The sequence below is a fragment of the Pseudomonas sp. DE0010 genome (assembly GCF_007680745.1).
GTDB lineage: Bacteria > Pseudomonadota > Gammaproteobacteria > Pseudomonadales > Pseudomonadaceae > Aquipseudomonas > Aquipseudomonas parafulva_B.
In genome coordinates this window covers 1-11,330 of record NZ_VEJQ01000044.1, presented here as the reverse complement: position 1 = coordinate 11,330, position 11,330 = coordinate 1, and the positions used below count along the sequence as shown (strand labels likewise).

The 11,330-nt window shown below is 59.4% G+C and carries 7 protein-coding genes and 2 tRNA genes; 7 read left to right on the top strand and 2 right to left on the bottom strand.

What is annotated here, in order from left to right:
* Nucleotides 1-497: 497 nt before the first annotated feature.
* The 4 genes from FS767_RS21410 (at nucleotide 498) to FS767_RS21395 (ending at nucleotide 5,472) form a co-directional block, all read left to right on the top strand.
* Nucleotides 498-1,133: a TetR/AcrR family transcriptional regulator gene (locus FS767_RS21410; RefSeq protein ID WP_058605557.1), complete on the top strand. Its 636-nt coding sequence runs from the start codon at nucleotides 498-500 to the stop codon at nucleotides 1,131-1,133.
* Between the two features lie 100 nt (nucleotides 1,134-1,233).
* A complete protein-coding gene (locus FS767_RS21405) occupies nucleotides 1,234-1,839 on the top strand; it encodes a DUF4823 domain-containing protein (protein WP_058605556.1) in 606 nt (201 codons plus the stop codon).
* 9 nt (nucleotides 1,840-1,848) lie between these two features.
* Nucleotides 1,849-2,415: a DUF1285 domain-containing protein gene (locus FS767_RS21400; RefSeq protein ID WP_144968116.1), complete on the top strand. Its 567-nt coding sequence runs from the start codon at nucleotides 1,849-1,851 to the stop codon at nucleotides 2,413-2,415.
* Nucleotides 2,416-2,538: 123 nt separating this feature from the next.
* Nucleotides 2,539-5,472, top strand: a complete 2,934-nt coding sequence (locus tag FS767_RS21395) for a membrane-targeted effector domain-containing toxin (protein WP_144968114.1) — start codon at nucleotides 2,539-2,541, stop codon at nucleotides 5,470-5,472.
* Nucleotides 5,473-5,682: 210 nt separating this feature from the next.
* On the opposite strand, the gene FS767_RS21390 is transcribed toward FS767_RS21395, so the two are convergent.
* Both FS767_RS21390 and FS767_RS21385 read right to left on the bottom strand, forming a co-directional pair.
* Nucleotides 5,683-5,758 (bottom strand) — tRNA-Asn (locus tag FS767_RS21390).
* 61 nt (nucleotides 5,759-5,819) lie between these two features.
* On the bottom strand, nucleotides 5,820-7,016 hold the full coding sequence (locus FS767_RS21385; RefSeq protein ID WP_144968112.1) for an amino acid aminotransferase: 1,197 nt from the start codon (nucleotides 7,014-7,016) through the stop codon (nucleotides 5,820-5,822).
* Between the two features lie 282 nt (nucleotides 7,017-7,298).
* Between FS767_RS21385 and uvrB the strand changes: the two genes are divergently transcribed.
* From uvrB to FS767_RS21370, 3 genes are all read left to right on the top strand, one after another.
* Nucleotides 7,299-9,314: an excinuclease ABC subunit UvrB gene (uvrB, locus tag FS767_RS21380; protein WP_078478223.1), complete on the top strand. Its 2,016-nt coding sequence runs from the start codon at nucleotides 7,299-7,301 to the stop codon at nucleotides 9,312-9,314.
* 184 nt (nucleotides 9,315-9,498) lie between these two features.
* The gene (gene gltX, locus FS767_RS21375; RefSeq protein ID WP_144968110.1) at nucleotides 9,499-10,980 is read left to right on the top strand and encodes a glutamate--tRNA ligase; all 1,482 of its coding nucleotides are present in this window, start codon (nucleotides 9,499-9,501) and stop codon (nucleotides 10,978-10,980) included.
* Nucleotides 10,981-11,254: 274 nt separating this feature from the next.
* Nucleotides 11,255-11,330 (top strand) — tRNA-Ala (locus FS767_RS21370).

Sequence of the window (11,330 nt, the reverse complement as noted above, 5' to 3'; positions counted from 1 at the left end):
AGATCAAGATCAAGATCAAGATCAAGATCAAGATCAAGATCAAGATCAAGATCAAGATCAAGATCAAGATCAACAGCCAAAGCAACAGCAACCGCGTTAACCGAGGCATAGCGTGGGTCTAAGGTGGCGAGGGGAATATGTTCACCTAAACCACCAAACCACTCGAAACACCCCACCCAAAAAAAACCCGGCTTCTGGGGGAGGAATCCGGGTTAAGACCATTAGGAGTAGAACAAAGGTACGCGGTCCCTGAGTACCTTTATCGCCGCGTCACTCGGGGGGATGCGCCGCGACGACCCTTTGAGTATCGCCCAGGCTACGCACAATGCCAGCCAAAGCTGATCGTTTTTTAAACAGATTTGGAATACCCCAGGCCAAGCTGCCAACGATCGAGACCCCCTGCACACCAGTGCAAACCGAGATGACCACGGATGATCCGTGCAATTTCGCGCAAGTTAGGCATAATAATCCGCTTCGATCGTCAGCCAGTCCTTCCCATGCAGAAAGAACCTCGTAAGGTCCGTGAGTTTCGCCGTCGCGAACAGGAAATCCTAGACACCGCCCTCAAGCTGTTCCTCGAGCAAGGCGAGGACAGCGTCACCGTCGAAATGATCGCCGACGCCGTGGGTATCGGCAAAGGCACGATCTACAAGCATTTCAAGTCCAAGGCGGAAATCTACCTGCGCCTGATGCTGGACTATGAGCGCGACCTCAATGAGCTGCTGCATTCGGCCGATGTAGACCGCGACAAGGAAGCCCTGTCGCGCGCCTACTTCGAATTTCGCATGCGCGACCCGCAGCGCTACAGGCTCTTCGATCGTCTGGAGGAGAAGGTCGTCAAGGGTAACCAGGTGCCCGAACTGGTCGAGCAACTGCATAGTATTCGCGCCTCCAACTTCGATCGCCTCACGCAACTGATCAAAGGCCGCATCAGTGAGGGCAAGCTTGAAGATGTACCCCCTTATTTCCACTATTGCGCCGCCTGGGCACTGGTCCATGGGGCTGTAGCGCTCTATCACTCCCCGTTCTGGAGCAATGTGCTGGAAGATCAGGAAGGCTTCTTCCAGTTCCTGATGGACATCGGCGTACGCATGGGCAATAAACGCAAGCGCGACCCCGACCCCGCCAATTGAGTCAGCACCGGCCCACGCTGGCGATCAGATCAAAGCTGGCGCAAAAGCTGCATTCGTCAGCCATTCGCCGGCTTTTTTGACGCCGGCCACTGGAGGAATGATGCGGAGCCTGGTCTTGGTGCTGACGCTTGCGGCGTTGGGCGGGTGCATGAAAGTGAGTGATATGGGGGAAGGTGTTCGCTATCACATGAGCGATGCCGGCCTGCTGGATCACAGCGATACCCGTCGTACGCTGTCGATTCGACTGCAGCCCGATTCCTTCATCTTCATTGGGCAAGGCGCATTCGTGCCGCCCGGCAAAGGCCCTGTTCCGCAGCACAATGCGGTGGCCGAAGAGGCCTTCAAAAGCTTCGTCGAGTATTTCCCGATGGTACGCCGTGCCGAGGCACCGCTGGGTCTGGAAGAGGCGATCGCGCAGGCACGTTCATTTGGGGCCGACTACGTGCTCTATACCCGTTTCGCTCGCACCGATGACCGCATCGGCAATGGGGACGAGTGGTATGACGAACAGGCCGTGGACCGACTGGGTTGGGATAGCGGCGTGGTACAGATGATGCTCATCGAAACCAGTACCCGCTACCTGATAGACACGGTCCGTATCAAAAGCCGTGGCGGTTTGTTGACGTTCCATGACCAGACGCCCAGGGATTTGCTTGCGGCGCCCATGCGCGAGTACGCTCGTAGCCTTCTTGGCATGAGTCGGTGAGGCACTGCGATGAATGAGACGGGCAAGGCCAATGACCTGCTGACGCAGCTTCCAACGTCCAAGGGCTTGCCGCCTGTGCACCTCTGGAATCCCGATTTCTGCGGCAACATCGACATGCGTATCGCACGGGACGGGACGTGGTACTACCTGGGCACGCCTATCGGCCGCAAACCGATGGTAAAGCTCTTTTCTTCGATCATCCGCCGCGACGGTGATGATTACTTTCTGGTGACTCCGGTCGAGAAGGTCGGCATCACAGTTGATGACGCGCCGTTCGTGGCCGTGGCCCTGGATGTGACGGGGGAGGGGGAGCAGCAGGTGTTGCGCTTCACCAGCAATGTGGATGATCAGGTTGAAGCAGGGCCTGACCATCCGCTGCGGGTAGTGTCTGACCCCGTCACCCAAGCGCCTTCACCTTATGTGCTGATGCGCAGCAACCTTGAGGCATTGATTCACCGTAATGTCTTCTATCAACTGGTCGAGTTGGCCGTTGCGCGGCAAATCGCAGATCAGCAATGGCTGGGCGTGTGGAGCCGAGGTGAGTTCTACCCCATAGGGCAGGTGGATCACTCCTGACTTACGCTTCACCGCACGTTTCACGGAGGATGAAGGCCGTGTGGAAGGTGGTTGATAACTAGCGCTCAACAAACACTGTAACGGCTCAACCTCACGGCTTCATACACCGTGAGGAACCTTGCCATGGGCCTGCAGATTCTGACCCCGCACGCCGAAGCCGAGCTACGCGCCATCGCCGCTCCACTTGTGGCAGCCTGCCCCGATATGCGCCAGTCGGCCCGAGACACCGCTGCGGCGCTGTTGAGAAAACACAACTTGTCGCACTTAGACCCTGACCAGGTCTACCTCAACCGTTTCGATGCCGCCCAGAGCAGCCCTCGCACCTTCAGCGGCTGGCAGCACCTGGACCCGCCTGTCCAATCCTTCACACTGCCGCAGTTGGTCATGCACCGTTTCGACGTTCATGACCAGGACAACAGCGACCTGCTCAGTTATCTGACCGGCTTTTACAGTAATGGCCCTGGCCCTGGTTTCTATGACGAGCACAATGAGATCCGTTTGGAGCCCCAGGCTGTGCTCGAGGATTTCTGGCAAATCGACTTCAGTACCCAGTTCCACCATGGGCTCCAGGCGTTCTGGCAAGAACATGCTGAGCATTTTCGCGTACTGGCGAAGGTCAACTTCCTCGCCAAGGTGATCGAGATGTGCGCGGCCGACAGCAGTACCGCGTTGGCCCACCTCGTTCGCCGCGTCGCCACGGCGCTGACGGGTCTTGACATCGCATCACCCACGTTGGAGCAACTTCAGGCAGTTGTACCGCCAGCCGCGGGTTATCGCGTGTGTACCTTCGACATCGGCGGGCACGTTGCCAGCGACTTTCTGCGCATTGTGCTGGAGGATGGTTCGCAACTGCTGTACACCCCAGGTGAAACGGAGGCCCTGCACTTTTTCCCAACGCGTCAGGACCTTTACTGGTGGGTATTGAACAATACCAACGAAGCCGAAAACCGGACGCGCTTCATGGCGCACTTCCCATTATCCAGCCGTGCGCAAAAAGACGATCGCCTCGGCCTCAATCACCTGATCGATCTACTGTTCTTCAATTGGGGTGGTGATGATCACAAGTGCCTCAATCAGCTCGATTCGACCCTGTCGGGCGATGCATTCAGCCACCTGCGCGACGCCGCGCACCAGCGCATGATCGACGACGCACAGTTCGCCCTGCGCAGCAACGCTGACCTGCGTAAACAACTGTGGATCGGCTACCTCAAGGCCTTCGGCCAGGTAGCAGGGCCCATGGCAGCGGTCGACTGGCCGATTGCACTGGCGGTGGTCGGCGCAGGCCTTGCGGATATGGGGCTGAACATCGACCAGGCTGTCAACGGTCATACTACGAGCGAGCGACAGGCCGGTGTGACCGGCGCAATCTTCGCCGCCATCGATACCTTGTTCAACGCCGCCATGCTGACCGGTGCTGTAGGCGCAGGCGGCGAGGAAACGCTGATCGATCCACCGGTGCCTGAGGGCGACTCCCTGGCCACTGAGGCAGAGGAGGCGGCCCCCGCGACATCCGCCGAGATTGAAGCTTGGGTACCTGAGCCATTCCGGCCGGTTGACCAGCAAGAACTGCTGGCGCCTTTTGAAACCAATATCATCCTCAGCGCTGAAGCCGGGAGTGGCGGGCAGGAGGGTATATATCTACAGGATGGCAAGTTCTATGCGGTGATTGACGAGCGACCCTTCGAGGTCCGATATGTGCAGCAGATGGGCAGCTGGGTGGTCATCGACCCGCAGAATCCATACTCGTTCTATCGCAACCTGCCCATCCGCATGACAGCAGACGGCCAGTGGCAGCCTCTACAGCGCTCGGGTTTACAGGGTGGCGGGCTGCCCCGCAAATTGCTCGGGGCATGGGGGCGGCGAAGCGATGCGCCTGCCGTGCAGCCTCTGCCTGCCACGCCCTACGAGATTCCGAGCGAAACGCGTCCTCTGCTTGAGGCCGCCGCCAATGCCCCGGGGGAGGAGCGCGCGCTGAGTGGAGTCATGGGCAGCTTAGACCCTCAGGTAGAAGCAAGCTACCGGGCATTCCGTGCCAGCCGCGACGCGCTTGCCACCGACGCCGTCGGCTATCTTGAAAATGTCATACCGTCCGCGCGGCCTGCAATACCGACTCTGCCTCGTGATGCCAGTGCCAAGCTGATCATCCGCAGCCTCTACCAGAACAGCGAAGGGCTGTTCATCGGTGAAAGCCATTCGGGACTGGGCAGCAAGCAGTTTCTGATAGACAACATGCCTGTACTCAAGCGCGAAAAAATCAAGGTGCTCTACGTTGAGCATTTCATGACCGACTTCCATCAGGCGGACCTTGATGTATTCAACCGCTCGGGCAAGATGCCCGCCCGGTTGAGCGCCTATGTGAATAATCTGGATGAAGGTCACGGGGTCGATCTGGCCAGCCGCTATTCGTTTCGCAACGTGCTGATTGCGGCGCAGAAGGCCGGCATCCGTATCCAGTCCATCGACTGCATGGCCAGTTATCGCCAGGCCTGGGCCAACCCACCATCGGCGGTGATCCGCCAGCAAATGATGAACTTTTACGCGCATGGAATCATCGAGGCGGACCAGGCGGTGCGAGGCCCGAGCCGGTGGGTTGCGCTAGTGGGGAATAGCCACGCCAGCGATTTCGAAGGCGTGCGCGGCGTAAGCGAACTTCAGGGGGCAATCAGCTTGCGCGTCGAGGATATTGAGGTGGGTCTGCCCGGCGGCATTGGTGCCGATCCTGGACTGGCGGCCATTGATGAGGCCATGGAGGTACGCCGGGTCAGGAGCGATCTTCGCTTGCAAGTAGCAATCAAAGCGGCGAAGCCAGCTGGTTGGGAAATGTCGGTCATGCTCCGGCATACCGGTACATTCACGTTCGAGAGCACCGATGGCCAGTTGCAGTTGGTGCATCGCAGCCGCGCGGGCGGGTTGGTGTCTACGCCCATCGTCCAAGAAGGCGAGCGTTTTCATATCCGGCGGCCCGAGTGGCCATGGATCAGTGAGCGACGGCTAGCTAACCTGCGAGAAATGCGGACCCTGCTGGAGCAGCATGGATTACGGTATGTGTTGACGTGATGCGTCGATGGGCTGGAGACGTGGATATGGCCTACGCCTCATTGAGCGTTTGAACGGCACCCGTGCCGTGCTGACCAAACGATGAGCACTGGCCCAGGCATATCGACGTCGGGCACAAAAAAGCCGCTTTGGGTATGCCTGTTTCAACAGCATTCCTCAAAGCGGCGTTTCTGGATTTGCTACAAAACCCTGTGAAGGATCTTGATTATCTGGCTCCGCGACCTGGACTCGAACCAGGGACCCAATGATTAACAGTCATTTGCTCTACCGACTGAGCTATCGCGGAATGTGCGCGTATCTTACTCAACAGCAGGGGTAAGTCAAGTCACCCCTGCTAAATCAATCAGTTACAGCACCTCAACAATGGCTTTGGTCACCACATGGATATTGCTCTGGTTCAGCGCAGCCACGGCGATGCGGCCAGTGTCCAGTGCGTAGATGCCGAACTCGTTCTTCAGCCGGGCCACTTGCTCCACAGTCAGGCCCGAGTAGGAGAACATGCCGACCTGGCGACCCACGAAGCTGAAGTCGCGCTTGGCACCATAATGGGCCAGCAACTCGACCATCTGCTTGCGCATGCCATGAATGCGCTCGCGCATTTCTGCCAACTCGGTTTCCCACATTTGCCGCAGCTCGGCGCTGTTGAGCACCGTCGCCACGATCGTGGCGCCATGGGTAGGCGGGTTGGAGTAGGTGGTACGGATGACCCGCTTGACCTGGGACAGGACGCGGGTGCTTTCGTCTTTGGACGCCGTCACGATCGACAATGCGCCCACGCGCTCACCGTACAAGGAGAACGATTTGGAGAACGAGCTGGAGACGAAGAACTCAAGGCCCGACTCGGCAAACAGGCGTACGGCAAAGGCGTCCTCGGCGATGCCGTCTCCAAAGCCTTGGTAGGCCATGTCCAGGAAGGGCACATGACCTTTGGCCTTGACCACTTGCAGGACGTTCTTCCAGTCTTCCAGGTCCAGGTCCACCCCGGTCGGGTTGTGGCAGCAGGCGTGGAGCACCACGATGGAGCCAGAAGGCAACGCCTCGAGGTCCTCGAGCATGCCAGCCCGATTCACGCCGTTGGTCGGGGCATCGTAGTAACGATAGGTATGAACCGGGAAGCCCGCCGACTCGAACAGCGCACGGTGGTTTTCCCAACTGGGATCGCTGATGGCTACCACGGCCTCGGGGGATACGCGCTTGAGGAAGTCGGCGCCGATCTTCAGTGCGCCCGTACCGCCCACTGCCTGGACGGTGACTACACGGCCATCGGCCAGCAATGGGGACTGGGCACCGAACAACAGTTTCTGCACCGCTTGGTCATAGGTCGCGATGCCGTCGATCGGCAGGTAGCCGCGCGAGGCGTGCTGGGCGGCACGCTGGGTCTCGGCTTCGATCACGGCCCGCAGCAGCGGAATGCGGCCTTCCTCATTGCAGTAGACGCCCACCCCGAGGTTCACCTTGTCGGTGCGTGGGTCGGCATTGAATGCTTCGTTGAGGCCCAGGATAGGGTCGCGGGGTGCCAGCTCGACAGCGGAAAACAGGCTCATTGTTACCTTGGCTCGGATAGGAGTGTAAGGGGAGTATCCGCTCCAGCCGAATGCACTGAAGCGGGGCACAAACGGGGAGTCAGTATAGTGATCCGGCACGGTCACTGCGACACTGCGACGCCGCTTTTACGACTATTTGCGCAAAAAATTTTCGACCCTTGCAGCCTTTGCCCTGTCCACCGTAACACGGGGTCACTGTTGGGCCTTCAAAGCGTCCCCCAGCGTGCCCATTTGGGTATAGACTACTGGCTAAATTTACAGTGCAGCACCGCGAGGTTCGACATGTCCGAGTTCCAGCTCGTCACCCGGTTCCAGCCAGCAGGCGATCAGCCAGAGGCCATTCGGCAAATGGTCGAGGGCATCGAGGCGGGGTTGGCACACCAGACTTTGCTCGGCGTGACCGGCTCTGGCAAGACCTTCAGCATCGCCAACGTCATCCAGCAGGTGCAGCGCCCCACGTTGGTCCTGGCACCGAACAAGACCCTGGCGGCGCAGTTGTACGGCGAATTCAAGGCCTTCTTCCCCAACAATGCGGTGGAGTACTTCGTCTCCTACTACGACTACTACCAGCCCGAAGCCTATGTGCCCTCATCAGACACCTTCATCGAGAAGGATGCCTCGATCAACGACCATATCGAGCAGATGCGCCTTTCCGCCACCAAGGCGCTGCTCGAACGGCGTGACGCAATCATCGTCACCACCGTGTCCTGCATCTACGGCCTGGGCAGCCCTGAAACCTACCTCAAGATGGTGCTGCACATCGACCGGGGCGACAAGCTCGACCAGCGCGCGCTGCTACGCCGGCTGGCCGACTTGCAGTACACCCGCAATGAAATGGACTTCGCCCGTGCCACCTTCCGTGTGCGTGGGGATGTCATCGATATCTACCCGGCCGAATCGGACCTCGAAGCCATCCGCGTCGAGCTGTTCGACGACGAGGTGGAGAACATCGCCGCATTCGATCCGCTGACGGGCGAAATCCTGCGCAAGTTGCCAAGGTTCACGTTCTATCCCAAGAGCCACTACGTGACGCCGCGAGAAACGCTGCTTCAGGCGGTGGAAGGCATCAAGGAAGAATTGGCCGACCGGCTTGAGTACCTGCACAAGGCCAACAAGCTCGTGGAGGCCCAGCGCCTTGAGCAGCGTACCCGCTTTGACCTGGAAATGATCATGGAGCTGGGTTACTGCAACGGGATCGAAAACTACTCTCGCTATTTGTCCGGTCGTCCTGCAGGTGCACCGCCACCTACGCTGTATGACTACCTGCCCGCCGACGCGCTGCTGGTCATCGATGAGTCGCACGTCAGCGTTCCCCAGGTGGGTGCCATGTACAAAGGGGACCGTTCGCGCAAGGAAACGCTGGTGGAGTACGGGTTCCGTCTGCCGTCGGCGCTGGACAACCGCCCCATGCGCTTCGACGAATGGGAAAGCGTCAGTCCGCAGACCATCTTTGTATCCGCGACACCCGGCCCTTACGAAGAGGCCCATGCTGGGCGCGTCGTCGAGCAGGTAGTGCGTCCGACAGGTCTGGTCGACCCGCAGATCGAAATACGCCCTGCGCTGACCCAGGTAGATGACCTGCTGTCGGAGATCCGCAAGCGTGTGGCCCTTGGCGAGCGCGTGTTGGCCACCACATTGACCAAGCGCATGTCCGAGGACTTGACCGATTACCTGGCAGACCATGACGTACGGGTCCGTTACCTGCACTCCGACATCGACACCGTGGAGCGGGTCGAGATCATCCGCGACTTGCGGCTGGGCACGTTCGATGTACTGGTCGGCATCAACCTGCTGCGCGAAGGTTTGGACATGCCCGAGGTTTCGCTGGTTGCCATTCTGGATGCGGACAAGGAAGGCTTCCTGCGCTCCGAACGTTCACTGATCCAGACCATTGGCCGTGCTGCGCGCAACCTCAATGGCCGGGCGATTCTGTATGCCGACGCCATCACCGGTTCGATGCAGCGGGCCATTGACGAGACCGAGCGGCGTCGAGAAAAACAGATCGCCTTCAACCAAGCACACGGTATCGTGCCCAAGAGCGTGGTCAAGGACATCACCGATATCCTTGAAGGTGCAACCGTCCCGGGTGCTCGTAGCAAAAAACGCAAGGGGATGGCCAAGGCGGCAGAGGAGAGCGCGCGCTACGAAGCCGAGTTGCGCACCCCAGGCGAGATCACCAAGCGTATCAAGCAGCTCGAAGACAAGATGATGCAGTATGCCCGTGACCTGGAGTTCGAAGCCGCTGCCCAGTTGCGTGACGAGATCACCCAGCTGCGAGATCGCCTGATCGCTAGTTGATGCCTGGCGGTTGGCGCTCACTGCGCATCTAGCAGGTGACATCGCGCTGTACGCAAGCCGCCCACGGTATGGCCTACCGTGGGCGCGGCATCATGAGGCAGGCTCAGGTAACGGCATCGCTGGAGCCCGGTGCCCGCCACCTGCTAACATCGAGGCTTTGTTTCATCTTCCGTTCGAGACTCCTATGACCACCGTACGCACGCGTATCGCGCCATCGCCTACCGGCGACCCCCATGTCGGCACCGCTTACATCGCCCTGTTCAACTACTGCTTCGCCAAGCAGCACGGCGGCGAGTTCATCCTGCGCATCGAGGACACCGATCAGCTGCGCTCCACGCGCGAATCGGAGCAGCAGATCTTCGATGCGTTGCGTTGGCTGGGTATCGAATGGAACGAGGGCCCGGACGTGGGTGGCCCGCATGGCCCGTATCGGCAGAGCGAGCGCGGTGAAATCTACGCCCAGTATGCCAAGCAGCTGGTCGACGCCGGTCATGCGTTCTACTGCTTCTGCACCGCCGAGGAGCTGGAGCAGATGCGCGCCGAACAGCAGGCCCGCGGCGAGACGCCTCGTTACGACGGGCGTGCACTGCTGCTCAGCGCCGATGAAGTGCAGCGCCGCCTGGACGCAGGCGAGCCCCATGTGATCCGTATGAAAGTGCCCACCGAGGGGGTGTGCGTGGTGCCGGACATGCTGCGCGGCGACGTGGAGATCCCGTGGGATCGCATGGACATGCAAGTGTTGATGAAAAACGATGGCCTGCCCACGTACTTCCTCGCCAATGTCGTCGATGATCACCTGATGGGCATCACCCACGTACTGCGCGGTGAAGAGTGGCTGCCGTCGGCACCCAAGTTGATCAAGTTGTATGAGTACTTCGGTTGGGAACAACCCAAGCTGTGCTACATGCCCCTGCTGCGCAACCCGGACAAGTCCAAGCTTTCCAAGCGCAAGAACCCGACGTCGGTGACCTTCTACGAGCGCATGGGCTTCATGCCCGAGGCCATGCTCAACTACCTGGGCCGGATGGGTTGGTCCATGCCCGATGAGCGCGAGAAGTTCTCGCTCGCCGAGATGGTCGAGCATTTCGACCTGTCCCGCGTTTCGCTGGGCGGGCCGATCTTCGACATCGAGAAGCTTTCCTGGCTCAACGGCCAATGGCTGCGTGAGCTCCCGGTGGAGGCTTTTGCCCAGCGCCTGCAGAAGTGGGCGTTCAACAGCGACTACATGATGAAGATCGCGCCGCATGTGCAGGGCCGGGTTGAAACGTTCAGTCAGGTAGTGCCCCTGGGCGGGTTCTTCTTCGAAGGCGCCCTGAAGCTTGACGCCAAGCTGTTCGAAAGCAAGAAGTTGTCGGCCGATCAGGTGCGCCAGGTCCTGCAATTGATCCTGTGGAAGCTCGAGAGCCTGCGTCAATGGGAAAAAGAGCGCATCACCGGTTGCATCCAGTGCGTGGTCGATGCATTGGAACTGAAACTGCGTGATGCCATGCCCTTGATGTTCGCCGCCATTACCGGGCAGGCAAGCTCGGTGTCAGTGCTCGATGCCATGGAAATCCTCGGCCCTGACTTGACCCGCTATCGTCTGCGTCAGGCATTGGATTTGCTGGGCGGGGTTTCCAAGAAAGAAAACAAGGAATGGGAAAAGCAGCTGGCTACCCTCGCTTGAGATGAGAAGGGCGGGCAGGCTGTCTTTCCCATGGCGGTCTGACGGCCTTGGCGCGCAATGGATCCAGGGCTGCAGGCTGTTCTGACCCGGCCGATTGGCGGATGTAGCGGGGCAGGGCGGTAAGTGATTGTTATCTGTGAAAAAACTTTTGGTTTTTTTGAAGATTTAGTTTGACAGGCCTGCACCTGGATCTTAATATGCGCCCCGTCCACAGCGATGAACATAAACGAAACGTCAGGCACCCAGCCAGCGTATCGGTTCAGCGTGACTCTGTGGGGCTATAGCTCAGCTGGGAGAGCGCCTGCATGGCATGCAGGAGGTCAGCGGTTCGATCCCGCTTAGCTCCACCA